The organism is Uliginosibacterium sediminicola, from assembly GCF_039631295.1.
Taxonomy (GTDB): Bacteria; Pseudomonadota; Gammaproteobacteria; order Burkholderiales; family Rhodocyclaceae; genus Viridibacterium; species Viridibacterium sediminicola.
The window spans coordinates 167,356-187,535 of record NZ_JBDIVE010000008.1; the positions used below are offsets into that span (position 1 = coordinate 167,356).

General features: G+C 61.8%; 22 protein-coding genes and 1 tRNA gene. 7 read left to right on the plus strand and 16 right to left on the minus strand.

The features are described from left to right. Positions 1-30: 30 nt before the first annotated feature. The 11 genes from ABDB84_RS14770 to cysT all read right to left on the minus strand — a co-directional run bounded on the left by ABDB84_RS14770 (position 31) and on the right by cysT (position 10,655). The gene (locus ABDB84_RS14770) at positions 31-2,574 is read right to left on the minus strand and encodes a DEAD/DEAH box helicase family protein (RefSeq protein WP_345920513.1); all 2,544 of its coding nucleotides are present in this window, start codon (positions 2,572-2,574) and stop codon (positions 31-33) included. Continuing rightward, entirely contained in the window at positions 2,567-4,171 is a 1,605-nt protein-coding gene (locus tag ABDB84_RS14775; RefSeq protein ID WP_345920514.1) for an Eco57I restriction-modification methylase domain-containing protein, read from the minus strand. Before ABDB84_RS14775 ends, ABDB84_RS14770 begins: the two co-directional genes overlap by 8 nt. Continuing rightward, entirely contained in the window at positions 4,168-4,809 is a 642-nt protein-coding gene (locus ABDB84_RS14780; protein ID WP_345920515.1) for an N-6 DNA methylase, read from the minus strand. Before ABDB84_RS14780 ends, ABDB84_RS14775 begins: the two co-directional genes overlap by 4 nt. Continuing rightward, positions 4,806-4,991 carry a hypothetical protein gene (locus tag ABDB84_RS14785; protein WP_345920516.1) on the minus strand — a complete coding sequence of 62 codons (186 nt, stop codon included), beginning with the start codon at positions 4,989-4,991 and terminating at the stop codon, positions 4,806-4,808. Before ABDB84_RS14785 ends, ABDB84_RS14780 begins: the two co-directional genes overlap by 4 nt. After that, a complete protein-coding gene (locus ABDB84_RS14790) occupies positions 4,988-6,031 on the minus strand; it encodes a PDDEXK nuclease domain-containing protein (RefSeq protein ID WP_345920517.1) in 1,044 nt (347 codons plus the stop codon). The genes ABDB84_RS14785 and ABDB84_RS14790 overlap by 4 nt, the downstream gene beginning before the upstream one ends. A gap of 2 nt (positions 6,032-6,033) precedes the next feature. Continuing rightward, on the minus strand, positions 6,034-6,465 hold the full coding sequence (locus ABDB84_RS14795; RefSeq protein ID WP_345920518.1) for a hypothetical protein: 432 nt from the start codon (positions 6,463-6,465) through the stop codon (positions 6,034-6,036). Between the two features lie 227 nt (positions 6,466-6,692). Continuing rightward, a tRNA-Leu gene (locus ABDB84_RS14800) sits at positions 6,693-6,779 on the minus strand. A gap of 55 nt (positions 6,780-6,834) precedes the next feature. Then, complete coding sequence (locus ABDB84_RS14805) at positions 6,835-7,773, minus strand: CysB family HTH-type transcriptional regulator (RefSeq protein ID WP_345920519.1); 939 nt, start codon at positions 7,771-7,773, stop codon at positions 6,835-6,837. Continuing rightward, positions 7,770-8,879: a sulfate/molybdate ABC transporter ATP-binding protein gene (locus tag ABDB84_RS14810; protein WP_345920520.1), complete on the minus strand. Its 1,110-nt coding sequence runs from the start codon at positions 8,877-8,879 to the stop codon at positions 7,770-7,772. Before ABDB84_RS14810 ends, ABDB84_RS14805 begins: the two co-directional genes overlap by 4 nt. 22 nt (positions 8,880-8,901) lie before the next feature. Beyond that, positions 8,902-9,801: a sulfate ABC transporter permease subunit CysW gene (cysW, locus tag ABDB84_RS14815; protein WP_345920521.1), complete on the minus strand. Its 900-nt coding sequence runs from the start codon at positions 9,799-9,801 to the stop codon at positions 8,902-8,904. After that, the gene (cysT, locus tag ABDB84_RS14820) at positions 9,801-10,655 is read right to left on the minus strand and encodes a sulfate ABC transporter permease subunit CysT (RefSeq protein WP_345920522.1); all 855 of its coding nucleotides are present in this window, start codon (positions 10,653-10,655) and stop codon (positions 9,801-9,803) included. The genes cysW and cysT overlap by 1 nt, the downstream gene beginning before the upstream one ends. Before the next feature lie 294 nt (positions 10,656-10,949). Here cysT and ABDB84_RS14825 point away from each other — a divergent pair, with 294 nt between their 5' ends. Further along, complete coding sequence (locus tag ABDB84_RS14825) at positions 10,950-11,738, plus strand: class II glutamine amidotransferase (protein ID WP_345920523.1); 789 nt, start codon at positions 10,950-10,952, stop codon at positions 11,736-11,738. 14 nt (positions 11,739-11,752) lie between these two features. Here the strand turns inward: ABDB84_RS14825 and ABDB84_RS14830 are convergent, their stop codons facing one another. Both ABDB84_RS14830 and ABDB84_RS14835 read right to left on the minus strand, forming a co-directional pair. Further along, entirely contained in the window at positions 11,753-12,799 is a 1,047-nt protein-coding gene (locus ABDB84_RS14830) for an amino acid ABC transporter permease (protein WP_345920524.1), read from the minus strand. Next, the gene (locus tag ABDB84_RS14835; RefSeq protein ID WP_345920525.1) at positions 12,796-13,776 is read right to left on the minus strand and encodes an amino acid ABC transporter permease; all 981 of its coding nucleotides are present in this window, start codon (positions 13,774-13,776) and stop codon (positions 12,796-12,798) included. The genes ABDB84_RS14830 and ABDB84_RS14835 overlap by 4 nt, the downstream gene beginning before the upstream one ends. A gap of 148 nt (positions 13,777-13,924) precedes the next feature. Between ABDB84_RS14835 and ABDB84_RS14840 the strand changes: the two genes are divergently transcribed. The 3 genes from ABDB84_RS14840 to ABDB84_RS14850 are packed head-to-tail and all read left to right on the plus strand — an operon-like array spanning position 13,925 to position 14,965. Further along, on the plus strand, positions 13,925-14,224 hold the full coding sequence (locus tag ABDB84_RS14840) for an ElaB/YgaM/YqjD family protein (RefSeq protein ID WP_345920526.1): 300 nt from the start codon (positions 13,925-13,927) through the stop codon (positions 14,222-14,224). Between the two features lies 1 nt (position 14,225). Beyond that, positions 14,226-14,612, plus strand: a complete 387-nt coding sequence (locus ABDB84_RS14845; protein ID WP_345920527.1) for a phage holin family protein — start codon at positions 14,226-14,228, stop codon at positions 14,610-14,612. Then, positions 14,609-14,965: a hypothetical protein gene (locus ABDB84_RS14850; RefSeq protein ID WP_345920528.1), complete on the plus strand. Its 357-nt coding sequence runs from the start codon at positions 14,609-14,611 to the stop codon at positions 14,963-14,965. Before ABDB84_RS14845 ends, ABDB84_RS14850 begins: the two co-directional genes overlap by 4 nt. A gap of 48 nt (positions 14,966-15,013) precedes the next feature. On the opposite strand, the gene ABDB84_RS14855 is transcribed toward ABDB84_RS14850, so the two are convergent. The 3 genes from ABDB84_RS14855 to ABDB84_RS14865 form a co-directional block, all read right to left on the minus strand. Next, positions 15,014-15,241, minus strand: a complete 228-nt coding sequence (locus ABDB84_RS14855; RefSeq protein WP_345920529.1) for a hypothetical protein — start codon at positions 15,239-15,241, stop codon at positions 15,014-15,016. A 131-nt stretch (positions 15,242-15,372) separates the two neighbouring features. Then, entirely contained in the window at positions 15,373-16,236 is an 864-nt protein-coding gene (locus ABDB84_RS14860) for an NAD(P)-dependent oxidoreductase (protein WP_345920530.1), read from the minus strand. A 106-nt stretch (positions 16,237-16,342) separates the two neighbouring features. Next, entirely contained in the window at positions 16,343-17,539 is a 1,197-nt protein-coding gene (locus tag ABDB84_RS14865; protein WP_345920531.1) for a GGDEF domain-containing protein, read from the minus strand. Positions 17,540-17,716: 177 nt separating this feature from the next. On the opposite strand from ABDB84_RS14865, the gene ABDB84_RS14870 reads away from it, so the two are divergent. From ABDB84_RS14870 to ABDB84_RS14880, 3 genes are read left to right on the plus strand one after another with little or no spacing between them, the layout of a single operon-like run. Next, positions 17,717-18,835, plus strand: coding sequence for an S-(hydroxymethyl)glutathione dehydrogenase/class III alcohol dehydrogenase (locus ABDB84_RS14870; RefSeq protein ID WP_345920532.1), 1,119 nt, complete (start codon positions 17,717-17,719; stop codon positions 18,833-18,835). Between the two features lie 3 nt (positions 18,836-18,838). Next, positions 18,839-19,681, plus strand: coding sequence for an S-formylglutathione hydrolase (fghA, locus tag ABDB84_RS14875; RefSeq protein ID WP_345920533.1), 843 nt, complete (start codon positions 18,839-18,841; stop codon positions 19,679-19,681). Then, the gene (locus tag ABDB84_RS14880; RefSeq protein WP_345920534.1) at positions 19,678-20,139 is read left to right on the plus strand and encodes a ribonuclease HI family protein; all 462 of its coding nucleotides are present in this window, start codon (positions 19,678-19,680) and stop codon (positions 20,137-20,139) included. Before fghA ends, ABDB84_RS14880 begins: the two co-directional genes overlap by 4 nt. Positions 20,140-20,180 lie beyond the last annotated feature (41 nt).

Below are 20,180 nucleotides of genomic sequence, written 5' to 3' on the forward strand. Positions count from 1 at the left end.
GAGGGCTTGGGTTTTCCTCTGTTCCGTAGATCAGGTCTTTTCCAGTGCCACGACTGTGTCATACAGCCCGTAATGCGCCAAGCCTTCGTGGCTCTCGATCCCTGTGTAACGCAGTGACGCATCTTCATAGCGGCGGAATGCGAACACCGCCTGATTCATCTGCTCGGTGTTGAAGACCTTGAGGCGCACAAGCAAATGGAAGTCGCTCACCGTCAAACCAGTGACGGCCTGGAACAATTCCGGCTCCAGCCTAGTGATCACATCGCGCAGCGTGTTCTCACGGAAATCGGTGAGGTACATGAAGGCGGGGATGCGCGTGGCGAACTTGATCAGCTTTTCCTGGATCAGCTTGCGCTTGGACTTGTATTCCCTCTCCGCGTCCGTCAGCTCCTTTTTCTCCTTAGCGCTGAGTTTGCCTTCCTTGGCCTTTTTCTTGAGATCTTTAACCTTCTCGCTTTTGTTGATGATGGTCTCGATGATCTTGTCACCCAGCGCGCGCCAGCCCTCAATGCGCTCCACCGCGGCCATGGCCTCGGGGTTGTCCATGATGCGGCGCAGGGTGTCATTGTCCACGTTCACCAAGAGCGCACTTTCCCACTTGCGCGCCAGTAGCGTGGCGGAAGTACCCGCCATGGCGATGTCGAGAATGCCGCCCGCGTCGATCTGCGTCATGTTCGCGCCGTCGTAGGCCAGCACGGGCAGGAAGGCGACCAGATCCTTGACCGCGTTTTCCGGGTTCGATTCATTGGGCGACAGCCCGATACCGTACTCCGAGAGCTGTCGCAGCGCCCGCGTCGGCGCAAAGTCGAAGACGAAGCAGGCGGGTTTGAGGATTTCTTCCTCGTTCGGATTGTCACCGTTGGGATTCTTGATCGACCACGGCGACTGCACGCGGAACGCGGCCTGGAAATAGGTCTCCGGCGACTTGAGATTGCGCAGCATCAGGATGGACGACCACTGCGGCACGGTCACGCCCGTGGTGAGTTTGCCGCAGGAGAGCGTGATGGTCTTGCTCTCGAAACCGCTGCCAATCGCACGGCGCACCGGCGGCAAGGCTTCCAGCCCGATGCCCGCAGAGGCCCCGGCGGCAACCAGCACTTCGTAACCGTGCCAGAAAGTGTTGTGCCGCTCTGCCAAAAGGTTCGCCATGGCGTGGCAGGCCGCCACATTGGGCAGGAACCAGAATGAATGCTGCAGGTAGGGCAGCAGGCGCACATCGGAGTACGGAAATGGCGGCCGTGTGCCGGTCTTTAGGTGCTCCACCGATGTCGGCGCGTAGCCGCCCCGGATGATGTCCAGCCACTTCTGCACGTCGCTCTTGTGCGTGAACTCGGCCGCTTTGCCTGTGCCCTTGGCCGCGAAGAACTCATTGAGGTCGAATTCATCGAACTCGCCAGAACTCGCCACCGTAATCAGCTCATCGGGCATCTGGTAGGTGAGCAAACGCATCTGCGGCAAGGCGCCGTAGGGGTTACGCTTGTCCGGATGTTCCGCCGCAAACGCTTCCTTGGCGCGCTGCTCGTCGGTGTAGGTCCAGTTGAAAATCTGCTCTTCGATGAACTCGCCCGTCGCCAGCGCCTTGAACGGTGTGCCGGAGAGGTAGAGATAGGCTCGCGTGGTGATCGGCAGGAACTCTGTTTCCTTCTCCGAGAGCACGCTGAGGTCTTCGTTCAACTCATCCAGCCCGCCCGCGTACTCAAGCTTGGCCTCTTTCTTAGCGACAGCATCTTCCTCCCCCTCGAACAGCTCCTTGGCCGTGTCACGCCAGGCGCCGAAGTGGTATTCGTCGAACACCACGAGGTCCCAGTTCACCGTGTGCAGCCACTCGTTCGTCGGCTTCACGTTGCCGACGTCATCGCGGCCCAGCAAGTCCTGGAAGGAGCCGAAGTACACCACCGGCTTGTTGCGGTCAATCTGCGTCGGGTCGCTGCCCGATGAGCGCGACAGATACTGCCAGCCATCAAAATCCACATGGCTTTCAAGGTCGCTCTGCCAGGCATCTTCCACCGCAGGCTTGAAGGTCAGCACCAGCACGCGGCGGGCGCCGAGCTTCTTCGCCAGTTGATAGCTCGTGAAGGTCTTGCCGAAACGCATCTTCGCGTTCCACAAAAAGCGCGGTACTGCCTTCGGATTTTCTGCCCAGATCGACTGGTAGTAGTCGAAGGTCTTGTCCACTGCCTCACGCTGCTCGCGGCGTGGCGGAAAGCTTTCGTGATGCGTGCCGCCCAGGGGCTTGCCTGTGCGCAACTCGGCCAGCACGGTCTGCACATCCGCAACAGTGCAGCGCATCCACTCCAGCTCCGTGTTCTCGAAACCCTTGCGCACCAGTGCTGCCCGCACCTCATGGTCGCTGAAGAGGCTGCCATCGTCGCGCTCGGCAGGCACATCAAGCTCAATGGTGAAATTCTTGATCGCGGCGGTCTTGAGCTGCTCGGCCACGCGCTGCCTCACCTCACGCGTGGTCTGCCCCACCTTGAGCTGCCCCGCGTGTGCCGCATCGGCAATCGAATAGACGTAGATGCGTGGCCGCGCTTCGGGTTTGGGGGCGAGGATCTCGTCGACGGTTTTACTCATCAGCCTCGCCCATCGGACGGATCAACGATTCAATGAAAGCTTGCTCGTCATCCGAGATGTCGTACTTTGCGTAGAGCATTTCATCCGTCCACTTACGGTCCCATGCTTGCATCGGAACCCATTTATATGTCGAGTGAGTAGCATCCTGAGTGATCTTTCGGAGGGAAACTAAAAACCGAAAGAATCGAGTTTTGTAATAGGACTGAAGGCTCTCCACCTCTTCGCTTGAGGATACGTAGAAGAATAGGAACGATTGCGTACACACCGACGGTGAAGGCGCAATTTGCGATGGGCCTAGGACAAGATCAACCCCGCTTCGCTCTCTTTCTCGGCCAGAACCAACCTTTGGTACAAGCAACTTCCAAGTGTCAATCAGGTGTTCGCTTTTTGTTACCTCTGTCCGTGCGATATAGCCCACGGAGCGCTTCATCGTACGAATGTAGTAAAGCGGCAAGTCGCCTTCACGTTCCTTCTTATGGAAGCCGTCAAAGTTTGACGTCCAACCAAACTCTTTGTCGCGTGCAAGGATCGTGTTGATGGACGTTTCGTTGTGGGCCAGAACTTTGCGTAGGATGTTTAAAGCTCGGGTATCGCGAACCAATACGTCAAACTCGTTGAGTGCTCGACTCGTAGGGCCGTAAACGTCGCCAGACCGAACATTTGAAAAGTCGCACGGTCCGCTATGTGCCGCCTCCCACAGGAAATAACATATGCCCCCATTGATCCCCACTGAGGGAAAAACGTCCGCAGCATTGGGATAGTCGACGAGATTGCGAATACGTGTGTCGCTGAGCATAGTCTCGCGGAACTCACTCAACCCAAGCCCGCCAGCCATCCAACGTGACGGAATAATCATCGCCAGATAGCGCGGTTCAAGCTTCTTGGCTTGTTCCACAAAATGATGATAGATGGGAATGTCGCGACTTCCCCCATCGCTTTTCAATTGGTACGGCGGGTTCCCAATGATCACGTCGAACTGCATGTTTTCTCCAAACAACTCGGCAATACGAGTCGTGATGTTGTCAGTGTGAATGAAGGCATAGGCGTGGGTTTCCATACCTTCGCCACGGTCGTAAGTCGCCTGGTTCGCATTGCAATACTCACATTTGCCTTTGTCCCATGTGTGCTCCAAGCGCTCAAACCAAATGTTGCCGGCCTCACTTGAGAACCCCTTGGCAATCGAATGCGGCCCGTCAGCATGCTTGGAGCAGTACACGCTACGCCGCGCCAGCAGGCTGGTTAGCTGGGTGATGCCGATGCCGAAGACCTGGCGGGTGAGGATGTGATTGACGCGGGTTGCGAGGTCCGGCATTTCGCCGGCCAGTCCTTCGGTGAGGCGGCGGGTGATCTCGCGCAGGAAAACTCCGGACTTGGTGCAGGGATCGAGAAAGCGCACGCTGCTGTCGGCCCACAGATTGGCGCCATCGTGACTTTCGGCCCATGCGGCGGCCAGGGTGTCGAGCATGCGATTGGCGAACTCGGGCGGGGTGAACACCTCGTCGTTGGAGAGGTTGGCAATGCAGGTGAGCACGTCCGGGTTGCGGCCTCTTAGTGTGAAACTGGCTTGCTCGATCAACGCGTCCGGTGCAACACTCATGTTTGCTTGCCCTCCTGATTGGCTAGTTCGCTTAGCGTCATGGGTGGCCAGGTCTTGGCTGGTGTGAAAATCTCGTGCTTGCCGAGGCTGGCAAAGAGTGAGCCTTCTGCGCTGAAGGCTGATGAACCAGTCAGCACATCCAAGCGGAAGTCGCGCCGCTGAAACTTGCCCTTGCCGAGATAGCCCCATTCGGCAAAGGTGATGGGTTTCTTGTCTTGCTCAAGCATAGTGAGTGCATCGCCGTGAACGAGATTGAGTGAAAGTACGTGGGATGCTGCCCGATAGAGGTCGTCGCCTTCATCAAGATTCAGGTAGCCAGCCAGAATTTCCAGCATGTTGGTGCGGCACTCAACGATGTTGTCAGGCAGTAACTCGATGCCGTAGATGCACATGAGCGCGAGCAGCGCGTAATGACGCCGTTCGAAATCGGACTTGCCGTATTTGATCTCCACGGCGGCAAGCTTGCGCTGCAGGATGCGCACGATGAAGTTGCCGCTACCGCAAGCCGGCTCAAGAAAGCGGGCGTCGATTCGTTCTGATTCGTCCTTCACCAGATCGAGCATGGCATCAACCATCCATGCTGGGGTGAAGACCTCGCCATGGTCTGCGACGCGTTGTTTTGATTTGACTAAGCTCATGGGGTAGATCGGTCCGAATCTGGATTGTGTTTAATGAGCGATAGCAGCGCTGGATGGATAAACAATTTTTCTCGTCCCGCCTTCTCTTCTCGCAGTATGCCAATGTTGCACAGTTTATTGCGGTGCGCAGAGGCGGTCTGGCGGTGCGCTAGCCCGGCATCTACGAGCTTGCCGATGCTCATGACTCGCTTCCTTCGTCTTGCGCTGGCCAGTCGAGGATATGGCGGCGTTCAAGCTCGGCTTGCAGTTCTTCTTCGCTGGGCAGGACGAGGCGATAGCGGGAGGCGAAGAGTTGCTGGCTCTCGCTGAGCACGGAGTAGCGGACGAGGGTTTCGTCTTTGTCGGCGCAGAGGATGATGCCGAGCGTGGGGTTGTCACCCTCGCCGCGCTTGAGGTCGTCAAACATGCGCACGTACATGTCCATCTGGCCGATGTCACCGTGGCTGAGTTTTTTCGTCTTCAGGTCGATGAGGACGAAGCATTTGAGCAGGTAGTTGTAGAAAACGAGGTCGACGTAGAAGTGGCTGCTCTCGGTGCTGATGCGGTATTGGCGGCCGACGAAGGAGAAGCCTTTGCCGAGTTCCATGAGGAAGTCGCGCAGCCGGGTGACGAGAGCGCCTTCGAGCTGGCGCTCGCTGGGTGTGTGAGCTTCCGGTAGGTCGAGGAATTCGAGGATGTAGGGGTCTTTGAGGAGTTGGTGGGGCGTGGGTCCGGACTTGGGGGGCCGGCCGGCCGGGGCGCTGGGCGCTGGGTCCGCGAGCAGTCGTTGGTAGCTGCAGGTTTCGATGGCGCGCTCCAGCATGCGGGAGCTCCATTGCTGGCGGGCGCATTCTTCGATGTAGTAGGCGCGGGCCTGCGGGTGGTCGACGCGCATGACGAGGCGCCAGTGCGTCCAGCTCAATTCGCTACGCAGTGCGTAGCCTTTTCCGGCTTCGGGAAAAGTTAGATAAAACTGTCTGAAATTCTTGAGATTGGCAACCGAAAGACCCTTGCCGAATTCTTCGCCCAGCGCGCGGGCGAGGTTGCGGATGAGTTGGCTACCGTATTCGGCGCGTGCGGCGCCGCCTTGCTCTTCTTCGACAATGCGTCTCCCGATACGCCAGTAGGCGTCCACCATGGCGGTATTGGCGGCGGCATAGGCGGTGCTGCGCGCTTCGCGCAGGATGCTGCGAACCTCGTCGAAAAAGCCGGAAGGCGCCGCTGGCGGTGTTGTCTTGGGCATGGTCAAGCTCTCTCCTGTGGGGCTAGCTTGCTGGTGTTGCGCTCGAGTCGGTGCAAACGTGTTGTGGGGCTTTGACGAGGTTCATACGGCCTGGCTCGAATCGATGAGGCGCTGTGGCAGGGGCGAATGAATAGCTTTTCCAGGCCCGCTTTTTCCTCGCGCAGTGTGCCAATGTTGCACAGTTTCTTGATGTGTGTGGAAGCGGTTCGCTGCTGCGCGGGCCCTGCATCAACCAGGTCGCCGATGCGGCAAGAAAGCTGCTCGAAAATGAGTTCGACGAGTTCCCGGCTGTAGATCTGCCGGGCGTTGCGGCGCATCGTTTCGGCGGTGTCTTGCATCAGGCTACGGATGGCAAGTGCTTCGAGCGCTACCGGAGGCTGGGCCATGGGTGCGTGGCGGGACTTGCTCGGCTCAAAGACGATAGACGCGGCCATCAGTCGAAAAATCTCCGCCAGATCGACATGTTTTCAGAAGGTGTCGAGCGTATCGACATATTGAATCGATGTGTTGAGGAATCTAGGGCGTGTTCAACCTATGCGCTTGGCTGGCGCCGAGGCTTGGTGGAGGAGTCTGCGCGCAATGCGCGCGCGAAGGCTGTCCGGGGGTTTTGGGCTTGGCTTTGTGGTCGGCATGCCGATCTCTAGCTAAGTCTTTGTTTTGCTGGTGCCCGGGACGGGGGTCGAACCCGTACAGCGTTGCCGCCGAGGGATTTTAAGTCCCTTGTGTCTACCAATTTCACCACCCGGGCGAGGGGGCTGGGGAGCCCGCTATTATTACCCGGAGTGGTGTCGAAAGCGAGTGCTTCAGAAGCCGGCTTCGCGTTGGGGCGAGACGGCGGCGCGGACGTTGGCTTCGGTGAGCAGGGGGGCGCAGAGCTCGATGAAGCGGTAGGCGTAGCCGCGCAGGTAGTGGCCGCGGCGGACGGCGATGCGCGTGGTGTTGAGGGCGAACAGCTCGGGCGCTTCAATGAGGCGCAGGTCGTTGTCCTTGGCTGCGTTGTAGGCGCCGGGGGCGATGATGCCGATACCGAGGCCGAGTTCGACGTAGGACTTGATGACGTCGGCGTCGAGGGCGGACATCACGATGTCTGGTGACAGATTGGCTTCGGCAAAGGCGCGGTCGATCTTGCTGCGGCCGGTAAAGCCGGTGTGATAGGTGACGATGGGGTACTCGGCGAGCGCGGCGAGGCTCAGCGGCTGCACGTCGAGCAGGGGGTGACCGGCCGGGACGAGCACGGCGTGGTGCCAGTCGTAATAGGGGAAGGTGACCAGCTCGCTCTCGGTGTCCAGCGATTCGGTGGCGATGCCGATGTCGGCTTCGCCGGAGAGCAGCTGTTGCACGATCTCCTGCGGGCTGCCCTGGTGCAGGGCCAGGTGCACCTTGGGGTATTCCTGCTTGAAGCTAGTGACCACTTTGGGCAGGGCGTAGCGCGCCTGCGTGTGGGTGGTGACTATAGTCAGCTGGCCCTGGTCCTTCTGCGTGAACTGGTCGGCGAGCTTTTTGATGTTGCGTGCGTCGAGCAGCATGCGTTCGACGATCACCACGAGTTCCTTGCCCGGCTCGGTGAGGCCCAGCAGGCGCTTGCCACGGCGGATGAAGAGTTCGACGCCAAGCTCGTCTTCAAGGTCCTTGATGTGCTTGGAGACGCCCGGTTGCGAGGTGAACAGGGCGTTGGCGACATCGGTCAGGTTGAAGTTCTGGCGGACGGTCTCGCGGATGATGCGGAGCTGCTGGAAATTCATGATGCATGCGCCTCTTTGCGTGAGCCGATGGGAGTGTCGGCAGCGTGTTCGAAGACCTTGAGACGCGAGGGGACCAGGCGTACTTCGAGGCCGTCCTTCAGTTGCAGTGCGATCAGGCGCTCGAGCGTCAGTTCGACTTCGTGGTGATGCGTGGTCTCGCCTTCCTGACGTTCGAGTTCGACACGTGCGGTCAGGCCGAAGGCGAGGATGCGCGTGATGCGGGCGCGGATGCCTTCGGCATTGTCCAGATCGGTGACGATATCAAGTTCATGCGGGCGGGCGAAGGCGACGACTTCGGCGCCGTGCGGCAGGGCGTCTTCTTCGTGACGCAGGGCGTGATCGCCGACCTTGACTTGGCCGCTGTCGGCGCGTCCGTGGAACAGATTGACTGCGCCAAGGAAGCTGTAGACGAAGGGTGTCTTCGGCGCCGACCAGACTTCTTCGGGCGTGCCCAGTTGCTCGATGCGGCCGCGGTTCATCAGCACCACGCGGTCGGCCACTTCGAGGGCTTCTTCCTGGTCGTGGGTGACGAAGATCGAGGTGATGTGCAGCTCGTCATGCAGGCGGCGCAGCCAGCGGCGCAGTTCCTTGCGCACCTTGGCGTCGAGCGCGCCGAAGGGTTCGTCGAGCAGCAGCACGCGCGGTTCCACCGCCAGGGCACGCGCCAGGGCGATGCGCTGGCGCTGGCCGCCGGAGAGTTGCGAGGGGAAGCGGTCGCCGAGCCAGTCGAGCTGGACCAGCTTGAGCAGCTCGCTGACCTTTTCGCGGATCTTCGCTTCCGACGGGCGCTCGCTGCGCGGCTTGACGCGCAGGCCGAAAGCGACGTTATCAAACACGGTCATGTGGCGGAACAGGGCGTAGTGTTGGAACACGAAGCCGACCTGACGCTCGCGCACATGGGTGTCGGAGGCGTCAGTGCCTTCGAGGATCACATTGCCGGCGTCGGCGTTTTCGAGGCCGGCGATGATGCGCAGCAGGGTGGTCTTGCCGCAACCGGAGGGGCCGAGCAGGGCGACCAGTTCGCCAGTCGGGAAATCCAGCGTGACATTGTCGAGGGCGACGAAGTTGCCGAAGCGCTTTTGTATGTTCTGAACTTGGATGCTCATTTTTGACTTTCTTCCGACTGACTTATTCTGCGGCGGCTTCGCGTGCTGCCACGGCGGCACGCCATTCGATGAACTGCTTGAGAACCAGGGTGACCAGGGCCAGCAGGGCCAGCAGCGAGGCCACCGAGAATGCAGCTGCAAACTGGTACTCGTTGTAGAGGATCTCGATCTGCAGCGGCAGCGTATTGGTTAGACCACGGATGTGACCGGAGACCACGCTCACCGCGCCGAACTCGCCCATGGCGCGGGCATTACACAAGACCACGCCGTAGATCAGACCCCATTTCACATTGGGCAGGGTGACGTGCCAGAAGGTCTGCCAGCCACTGGCGCCAAGTACCACGGCGGCTTCTTCCTCGTCCTTGCCTTGCGCCTGCATCAGCGGGATCAGCTCGCGCGCCACGAAGGGGAAGGTGACGAAAATGGTGGCCAGCACGATGCCCGGCACGGCAAACACGATCTTGATGTCATGCGCTTGCAGCCAGGGGCCGAACCAACCCTGTGAGCCGAACAGCAGGATGTAGATCAGGCCGGCGACAACCGGCGATACCGAGAAGGGCAGGTCGATCAGGGTGATCAGCAGCTGCTTGCCACGGAAATCGAACTTGGCGATCGCCCAGGCAGCCGACACACCGAACACCAGATTCAGCGGCACGGCAATCGCGGCAGCGATCAGCGTGAGCTTGATCGCCGAGAGGGTGTCCGGTTCAGTGACCGCAGCGGTGTAGGCGTCCCAGCCTTTCTTGAGGCCTTCGACAAACACCGTGATCAGCGGAAACAGCAGGAAGCAGGTGAAGAACAGCAGCGATACCGCGAGGATGCTCCACTTCACCCAGCTCGCGTCGCGCGTGGCCGGGCTGTCCTCGTAATGGCGATGTTGCTGCAGTGCGCCTGCGTGCAAAGCGGTGACGACGCCAGCCATTATTCAACTCTCCCGATGCGGTTCGAGGCCCAGGCCTGCAAACCATTGATGATGAACAGCAAGACAAAAGACAGCAGCAGCATGACCACGGCAATCCCGGTGGCGCCTGTGTAGTCGTATTGCTCCAGCTTGGTGATGATCATCAGCGGCGTGATCTCCGAGATCATCGGGATATTGCCGGCAATGAAGATCACCGAACCGTATTCTCCGACCGCGCGGGCAAAGGCCAGCGCAAAGCCGGTCAGCAGCGCGGGCAGCAAGGCCGGCAGCAGCACCAGGCGGAAGGTCTGCCAGCGCTTGGCACCGAGACTGGCGGCGGCTTCTTCAAGCTCGGTTTCCAGCTCTTCGAGCACCGGCTGCACGGTACGCACCACGAAGGGCAGGCCGATGAAAATCAGCGCAATCAGGATGCCCCAGGGCGTGAAGGCGATACGGATGCCGTGTTCAGCCGCGAGCGAGCCGACCCAGCCCTTGGGCGCATAGATGGCGGTGAGCGCGATGCCGGCCACGGCGGTGGGCAGGCAGAAGGGCAGGTCGACCAGGGCATCGATCAGCTTGCGACCGGGGAAGCGGTAGCGCACCAGGCTCCAGGCCAGCAGCAGGCCGAACACGCTGTTGATCGCGGCGGCGATCAGCGCCGCACCGAAGGAGAGCCGGTAAGAGGCCATTACGCGCGGCGAGGTCACGGTTTGCCAGAAGTGCTCCCAGCCGCCGCTGGCGGTCTTGAAGAACACCGCTGCAAGCGGGATCAGCACGATCAGGGAGAGATAAAGCAGGCTGAAGCCCAGCGTCAGCCTGAAGCCGGGCAGGACGCGTCTGGGTTTGGCGGGAGGGGTGTGGGTGATGGCAGTCATTGTTCCTTGCTCTGCTTGTCCTTGAACACAGTGGCCTGTGTTTCGTTCGAGCGCCCAGTCTATGAAGCAATGCTTAGATCAATAAATAATAAATAGTGTTTTGTTTATTCTTTAGTTTTATATAGAAAAATGCTTGCGGTGACGGTGTTCTTTCCGCAACCTTGTGCGTTAAGGCTTGATGACGTGGTTTTTCGGCGCATGCTGTGCTGAACGCTCGTCGCCCGGCGTGCATGTGGCATCTACTTTGCTACATGCTTGCCGTTAGTGCAGTCATGTATTTGCAATGGAGTTGTGATGTGCCAGTTGTTGGCGATGAATTCCTTCAAGCCTGCGCGGCTTGATTTCTCGCTCGCAGGCTTTCTGCGACGCGGTGGCGAGACCGGCGAACACGCCGACGGCTGGGGCGCCGCCTTCTTCGGCGAGGAAGGCTGCCGTCACATCATCGATGAGCAGGCTTCGGCCCGCTCGCCGCTGGCGCAGGCGGTGCAGCAGCAAGCGGTCAGCGCTTGCAACATCATCGTGCATATCCGCAAGGCCACGCGTGGTGCAGTAACCAGCGAAAACTGCCATCCTTTTGTGCGCAAGCTGTGGGGCCGCGAATGGGCATTTGCCCACAATGGCACACTGGAACAGGTCGATGCCTCTGCCACGGGGCATTTCCGCGCCGTCGGTCAGACCGATAGCGAGCTGGCCTTCTGCAGCCTGCTCAATGCCTTGCGTGAGGAGTTCGGCGAGCAGGCGCCCGAGCTGCAGGCGCAGATTGATTGCCTCGACGCCGTCAGCGCCAAGCTGGCCCGCCATGGCAGCTTCAATTTCGTGATGTCCAATGGCGAGACCCTGTTCGCACGCCGCGCCACCGAACTGAGCTACGTGCAGCGCGCCTATCCCTTCGGCTGCGCACGTCTGCTCGATTGCGCGATGAACATCGATTTCGCGCGCCACAACCATCTCGACGACCGCATGGTTATCGTCGCCACGGCGCCGCTCACCGATGAAGCCTGGCAGCCGCTGCCGCAAGGCGAGGTGATCGCCTTTCAGCGCGGCATGGCGCACACCGCCTCGCCGATGCAGTTCGCGGTGTAGCGCGGCTCAGTGGTTCAGCGGTTCAGGCGCAGCGCCTGACCATGGCGCAGGCGCGTTTCCAGCGCCTGGCCAAAGCGCGAGATGCCGTAGCAGAACGCCCAATACACCAGGGCGATGAATAGATACGCCTCCAGGTAGAACGGCCGCCAGTCCGGATCGCCGCCCAGCGCCAGCGACAGTGCGCCGGTGAGTTCGTGCAGGCTGACGATGGAGATCAGCGAGGTGTCCTTGAAGATGCCGACGAAGTTGCTGATCAGCGCCGGCAGCGCAGCGCGGAAGGCTTGCGGCAGCACGATGTAGCGCATCGCCTGGCTGTAGCGCATACCCAGCGCCAGCGCACTTTGATATTGCGTTGCCGAGACCGCCTGCAGGCCGCCGCGAATCACTTCCGCCAGATAGGCCGCCGCAAACAAGGCGATGGCGATGATCACGCGCGGCAGCATGTCCACATGCCAGGCCTGCGGCAGCAGCAGTGGGAACAGGAAGGCCGCCATGAACAGCAGGCTGATCAAGGGCACGCCGCGCACCAGTTCGATGTAGCTGGCGCAGAGGCTTTTCAGCAGTGGCAGTTGCGAGCGCCGCCCGAGCGCCAGCAGGCAAGCCAGCGGCAACGCCAGGACCGTTCCGCTGATGGCGACGATCAGGGTCAGTGGCAAGCCACCCCATTGCGCGCTCGGAACGCGGGCGAGCCCCAGGATGCCGCCGTACATGAGCACGCCGACACAGGCTGCGAGCAACAGCCAGGCGCCAACCAGGGCGGGGCGCCACAGGCGTGGCCAGCAGCTGCCCAGCAGGGCGAGGATGATCAGCAGCGAGGCGAGCAAGGGGCGCCATTGCTCGGCATAGGGATAGCGACCAAACAGCAGCAGGCGGTGCTTCTCCGCCAGCACGCCCCAGCAGGCGCCAACGCCGCGCGCCGCGCGGCAGGCCTCGGCGTCGGCGCCGAACACCGCATGCGTCAGGCCCCATTGCCAGGCTGGAATCAGGCATAGCACGGCGAGGGCGAGCCACAGCAGCGTCTGCAGATGATGCGGCCAGCGCGCCAGCAAGCTTGAGTTCATGCTTCACCCCGCAAGGCGATGCGCGCATTGAAAAGATTCAGCAGCACCGCCGTCAGCAAAGACAAGCTCAGGTAACTGGCCATCACCACCACAATGCATTCGAAGGCGCGACCGCTCTGGTTGAGCGCGGTATTTGAAATGGATACCAGATCGGGGTAGCCGACGGCCACTGCCAGTGAGGAATTCTTGATCAGGTTGAGGTACTGGTTGCCCAGCGGCGGCACGATGCTGCGCAGTGCCAGTGGCAGGGTCACGTAGCGCATCACCTGGCCGGGGCGCATGCCCAGCGCGCGGGCCGCGTCGAGCTGGCCGTCAGGCACGGCGAGGATGCCGCCGCGCACGATCTCGGCGATGAACACTGCGCCATAGACGCTCAGCGTCAGCAGCACGGCGAGGTATTCGGGACTCAGCGACCAGCCGCCCTCGACGCCGAAACCGGCGACTTCCGGCAGCTGCCAGTGGCAGCCCGCCGCGCAATCGAGCACAGGCATGAACAGCCCGCTGCGCGCCAGCAGCACGCCCGGCAGCAGATGGATGGCAGCCTCGGCATCGGGCAGCAGATTGCTGAGCGTGAAATAGATCATCAAGAGCTGCAGCAGCAAGGGGATGTTGCGCACCGTCTCGATGATCAGGCCGCAGATACGCCGCGTGATCGTGTGGGTCGACAGGCGGCCAATTCCCAGCGCGGTGCCGAGCAGGCTGGCCAGCACGATGGCCGGCAAGGCGGCGCGCAAGCTGTTGAGCAGGCCGACAACGAAGGCGCGCCACAGGCTCTGGCTGGCATCGTAATCGAGCAGGCTTTCGCTGATCTCGAAGCCGGCCGGTTGCAGCAGAAAGTCGAAGCCGGCGCGGATGCCGCGCGCGCGCATCGCCTCCAGCGCGTTATGCCCGAGCCATGCGATCAGCAAGGCGAACAGGAGTAGGATGAAGAGCTGCGGCAGGTAGCGGCGCAGCCAGGCAGGAATCGATGCAGACATGGCTGCGATGATAGCGCTTCATTGCATGGCAGCCAGCAATTGACGCGGCTGCGCGCAACTTTGTAACGCGGCGCATGTCCTAATGCTTGAACGGCCCGCATGTGCATTCTGTACATGATGCCGTCTCGACATTTTTCAGGAGACTCTCATGGCGAATACAACTTCTAGTTTGCTCGACGAATCGAAAGACATCCTGCAGGAAACCGAACAGCTGCTCTCCGAAGTGGCGGACGCAACCGGTGAAGAAGCCAAGGCTTTGCAAGCGCGCATCATCGCCGGCTTGCGTGACGCCAAGGCGCGCCTGGGCGAAGCGGAAGAAGTGGCCGTTGCCAAGGCCAAGGCCGCTGCGCGTGTGACCGATGAATACGTGCATGCCAATCCCTGGAAAGCTATCGGCGTCGGTGCCGTGGTCGGCCTGCTGGTCGGCGCGCTGATCGCGCGTCGCTAGGATGGGGAGCGGACTCTCCGAGCGTCTGCGACGCCTGCTGGGCCATGCGGCGGCGCTGGCCGCCACCCGCGTGGACCTCTTCGGGCTGGAGCTGCAGGAAGAGCTGGAGCGCCAGATCAAGCATCTGGCGCTGCTGCTGGGCGTCTTGCTGTGCGCCGCGCTGGCCGCCATTTTTGGCGCCGTGCTGGTTCTTGTGCTGGCCTGGCACAGTGGTCATCTGTTGGCGGCGGCGACTGCGCTGATGCTGTGTTTTGCGGCGCTGGCGCTGGCTGGCTTTGTGGTTCTGCGCCGTTGTCTGCAGCGTGCGCCGACGCCCTTTGCGGTCACCCTGGAGGAGTTTCAGCGTGATGCCGAAAGCATGCGCACGGCTCGGGAGTCCGACTCATGAATGAACGTCAGCTGACCCGTCAATTGCGCAAGCAGGCCTTGCAGCTGCAGGCGCGCCGTTATCGCCTGAGCATCCGGCAAGACATTGCCGCGCTGGCCGAACCCTTTACGCACAGCGCCAGCGAGCTTGGGCAGGGCTTTTTGCGCGGCCATTGGGCCGAGATTTTCAGCACCCTGTTGTCTGTTCTGCCGGGGCGCTGGAGCCGCATCCTCAGCATGGGCAGCGTGGCTTGGCAGTTGGCGCGCCGGGTGCTTGCCAAGCGCGCGGCGCAGGCCGGCGATACGGACACAGAGGAGGCCGCAAAAGAGGCCGCACAGAAGGCGACTGCGCCGGCAAAGGAAAAAGCCCGCTGATGCCTGTGGCATGAGCGGGCCAGTTGCGGCGGAACTTGCCGTGCCGCTTCAGTCCTTGTGGAACAGACTGTAGATGTCAGCGCCGAAAATCGCCACGGCCAGTACGATGCAGGCCAGCGGTGCGATGCGCAATCCAGCAAACGCGGCGACGATGGCGATCAGCAGGAAGGTCGCGGCGTAGCACTCGGCACAGACGTGCGGGTTGTAGCGGAACGCCTGCCAGCGGTCGCGCAGGCTGATTGCGCGGGTGCTGCCCGCTCGATTGCTGGGTGTCATGATGGTCTCCTTCCACACACACAAAGCCTCTTTGTTTCATGCTAGGCCGTGATTCGGGCGCGGCCGGGAAATCATGCGCAGATTTGATCTGGCTTAAATCTCACCGGTCGCTGTGGCAGGAGACGCGTCGCTCAGGGCTTGATGACCTTGTACACGGCGGCGATGTCTTCGTCGCCATAGCCGGCAATCAAGGCGCGCTTGAACACCTCATTGGCGCTGCTTGATGTGTGCAGGCTCTGACCCAGCTCTTCGCCCAGCGCGAGCGCCAGGCGCAGATCCTTCTGCATGTGCTTGAGCGGGAAGCTGGTGCTGTAGTTCTCGGCCAGGAGCATCGGGCCTTTGCCCTTGAACATCGGGCAGGCCATGGCGCCGGCATCGAGCACATCGAGAATCTGTGCGCCGTCCAGGCCGCCCTTGAGCCCCAGCGCAAGACCTTCGCCGAGGGCGCTGAGCATCGAGCCCATGATCATGTTGACCACCAGCTTCATGCGCGCGCCCTGACCGACGGCGCCGAGGTAGAGGCGCTTCTTGCCGAGCTTGTCGAAGGCACTGCCGGCTTCGTCGTAAAGGCTTTGGTCGCCGCTGGCGAGGATGATCAGGGTGCCGTCTTCGGCCGGTTTCTTGGTACCGGAGACCGGTGCTTCGAGAAAGCGGCCGCCCTTGGCGCTGATGGCGCTGGCGATCTCGGCAGCGGTCTGATCATCGACCGTGGACATGTCGACATAGCCACGCCCTTCGCCAATGCCGGCGAGCACGCCATCGCTACCGAAACAGACTTCGCGCGCGGCGGCCGGGTCGGAGAGGATGGCGAAGGTGATGTCGCAGCTGGCGGCGACTTCGCGCGGCGTCGCGGCCTGGCGCGCACCGAGCGCCACCAGGGGAGCGCATTTGTCGGCGCTGCGGTTCCACACCGTGACATCGAAGCCAGCGCGGATCAGGTTGCTTGCCATGGCCTTGCCCATGATGCCGAGGCCGAGAAATCCATAACTTGCCATGTGTTGCGTCCTTTTCATGTAATGCGTGTGGGGGGCGTCATCTTACCGTGCGGGCTGGCGGCGGCTGCCGCAACGGCCATCTGCTTTGGCGCATGAAGCTTATTGGTCAGTCACCCGCCAGGACCACGCGATTGCGCCCGGCAGACTTGGCCAGGTAGAGCGCTGCGTCAGCGCGATCCATCAAGCTGTGGATGCTCTCGCCGTGCTCATCGTGGGTGGCGGCGCCGATACTGACTTTCAGGTCGACGCGCCGATCCTGCCAATGAATGTTCAGCGCGCGCGATGCGGCACACAGCTTTTCCGCAATCAGCCGGGTCTGCTCGCCTGCAATGCCCGGCAGCAGTACGCAGAACTCTTCGCCACCGAGGCGGGCAATGATGTCGGAGCGGCGGAAGTGCGTTTTGAGCAGGCTGGCGTATTCCTGCAGTACGTAATCGCCGGCGGCGTGGCCGTAGCTGTCGTTGATGCTCTTGAAGTGGTCGATATCGATGTAGAGCAGCGAGAAAGCCTGCTGGTTACGCGCCTGCATGGCGTGCTCGTGCTCGGCCAGCTCGTAGAAGATGTGGCGGTTGTAGAGTCCAGTCAACGCATCGTGATGGGCCTGTATCTTCAACGAGGCATTCAGGCGTAGCGCAATGCTGAGGATGATCGAAAAGTACAGCGCGATGACCGCCAGCATCGCCGCCATGGCTGAGATCAGGCGCGGCAGCGAGTAGTCGAACAGCGAGGCGCCGGCATACAGCTCTGGCGGCGCGGGGAGGAATACGAAGCGATACAGCGCCTGCGCTGCCAGCAAGGTCGTGATGCCGCTTAGCGTCAGCAAGGATATGTAGAGGCAGCCGAGCAGACCGGTGCCGCGCACTTGCGGCAGATCTTTGCGCACGGTCTTGGCGCCGATGAACAGCAGCAGCGCATTGAAGCCGGAAGTAGTGACGATGCGTAGATTGGTGTCGGGCACCACGAACCAGCCGAACAGCTGGCCGAGGATCACGCACAGCAGGATCGCCCACAGCACACGTGGTTTGACGGCGTGTGAGAAGTCCAGGCCGAGCGCGCGGACCACCAGGCACAGCGCTCCGGTCAGCAGCATATTGCCGACCATTGCGCTGAAAATCGGCGAGATGCTGCCGCGCAGGCCCAGCAGCGCCAAGCCGACGCCGAACATGGCGCATGAAATTGACCACAGTGGCAGCGAGGGAAATTGCCGCATGTAGTGCGCAGCGAGACGAAAGGCCAGCGCACAGGACAGCAGCAGCACACTATTGGACAGCATCAGCGTGCGCAAGTCCGGGACGAAACTCATGGGTGCAGCCAGCTCTGTAGATCAGGTCGTCAAGTGTGCTGACTGTTGCGCCTGAATTCAAGTTCACACGCGCTGCGGGCCGGCACAGACATGGCGGTGCTTGCAGCCCGCTTGCTAGAATGCAGCATCCGCGCCGCATCTCGCGGCGGAGCCATAACAATGAAAAGGACTTTCCCCATGATCAAATCCCGTGCTGCCGTTGCCTGGGCTGCTGGTGCGCCGCTGGAAATCACTGAAATCGACGTGGCGCCGCCGCAAGCCGGCGAAGTGCTGCTGCGCGTGGTGGCGACCGGTGTCTGCCACACCGATGCCTACACCTTGTCGGGCGATGATCCGGAAGGTCTGTTCCCGGCCATTCTTGGCCACGAAGGTGGCGCCATTGTCGAGGCCATCGGTCCGGGCGTGACCTCGCTGGCGGTCGGCGATCATGTGATCCCGCTCTACACGCCCGAGTGCGGCAAGTGCAAGTTCTGTCTGTCGGGCAAGACCAATCTCTGTCAGGCCATTCGTGGCACGCAAGGCAAGGGTTTGATGCCGGACGGCACCAGCCGCTTCTCCAAGGACGGCAAGCCGATCTTCCACTACATGGGCACTTCGACTTTCTCCGAATACACGGTGCTGCCCGAAATCGCCGTGGCCAAGATCAGCAAGGATGCGCCGCTGGAAAAGGTCTGTTTGCTCGGCTGCGGCGTCACCACCGGCATGGGCGCGGTGCTCAATACCGCCAAGGTCACGCCGGGCAGCACGGTGGCGATCTTCGGTCTGGGCGGCATCGGCCTCTCGGCGGTGATCGGCGCGGTGATGGCCAAGGCCTCGCGCATCATCGGCATCGACACCAATCCGGCCAAGTTTGAGATCGCCAAGCAGCTGGGCGCGACCGAATGCATCAACCCCAAGGACTTCGACAAGCCGATCCAGCAAGTCATCGTCGACCTCACCGATGGCGGCGTCGATTACTCCTTTGAGTGCATCGGCAATGTGAACGTGATGCGCTCGGCGCTGGAGTGCTGTCACAAGGGCTGGGGCGAGTCGATCATCATCGGTGTCGCCGGGGCGGGGCAGGAGATTTCGACGCGTCCCTTCCAGCTGGTGACTGGCCGCGTCTGGCGCGGTTCGGCTTTCGGCGGTGTGCGCGGTCGCAGCGAGCTGCCGGGCTATGTCGATCGCTTCCAGAAGGGCGAGATTCCGCTTGACACCTTCATTACCCACAAGATGGGTCTCAAGGACATCAACCATGCTTTCGAGCTGATGCATGAGGGCAAGAGCATCCGTACCGTCATTCACTACGACCTCTAAATCATGCTGACGCAGCTTTCTGAGAATCTCGCCTTCGGCGGCGTGCATCGCCGCTACCGTCATAGCTCCACCGTGCTCGCTTGCGACATGGTCTTCGCCGTGTTCCTGCCGCCGCAAGCGCTGGCCGGCGCCAAGGTGCCGGTGCTGTACTGGCTCTCCGGCCTCACTTGCACGGACGAGAACTTCATGCAGAAGGCTGGCGCGCAGCGCGTCGCGGCCGAGCTGGGCATCGCCATCGTCTGCCCGGACACCAGTCCGCGCGGCGAAGGCGTACCGGGCGATCCTGATGGCGCCTGGGACTTCGGCCTCGGCGCCGGCTTTTACCTCAATGCCACGCAGGCGCCCTGGTCGGCGCACTACCGCATGCACGACTACGTGGTGCAGGAGCTGCCGGCGCTGGTCGAGGCGGCATTGCCGGTGAGCGATCTGCGCAGCATCAGCGGCCACTCCATGGGTGGCCATGGCGCCCTGGTCTGCGCGCTGCGCAATCCCGGCCGCTACCGTGCGATCTCGGCGTTTTCGCCGATCACGCATCCGGCGGATGTTCCGTGGGGCGAGAAGGCGTTTAGCCGCTACCTCGGTGAAGACCGTGCGACCTGGGCGGAGTGGGATGCCAGCTTGCTGATCGCCAAAGCCGCCGAAAAGCTGCCCTTGCTGGTCGATCAGGGCAGTGCCGACAGCTTCCTGCACAGCCAGCTCAAGCCCGAGGCCTTGCAGGCTGCGGCGGAGGCAGCTGGCTACCCGCTGACTTTGCGTCTGCAGGAAGGCTACGACCACAGCTATTACTTCATCGCCAGCTTCATCGAGGCGCATCTGCGCCACCACGCGGCGGCGCTCGGCGTGTGAGTGCCGACGCGGCCACGCCGCAGCACTGGCGCATCCACTGCGATGGCACGGCCTGGCCCAATCCGGGCCGCATCGGTATCGGCGTGGTGTTGCAGGCGCCGGATGGCAGCATCGAGCAGATCTCGCAAGCGGCGGGCTCGGGCTGCAACAACGAGGCCGAGGCGCGTGCGCTGATCGCGGCCTTGCAGGCGGCGCGGGCAAGAGGCGCGCAGCAGCTCTGCGTGTATTCGGATAACAGCGTGCTGGTCGAGCATGTATCAGGCCGCGCTAAGACCCGGATCGAGCGCCTGCAGCGTCTGTTTGCCGAAGCGCAAAGCCTGCTGGCAAGCTTTGCGGGCGTCGAGCTGAGCTGGATTCCGCGCCATCGTAACAGTGCAGCCGACACCCTGGCGCGTGCCGCGCTGGGTTTGCCGGCCAAGCCTGCTGGCCGACCGCTGTCGCGCCGGCGAGGTAAATAAGTGTTGCCGGAGGCGGCTGCGGACCAGCGGCCTTGATCGGG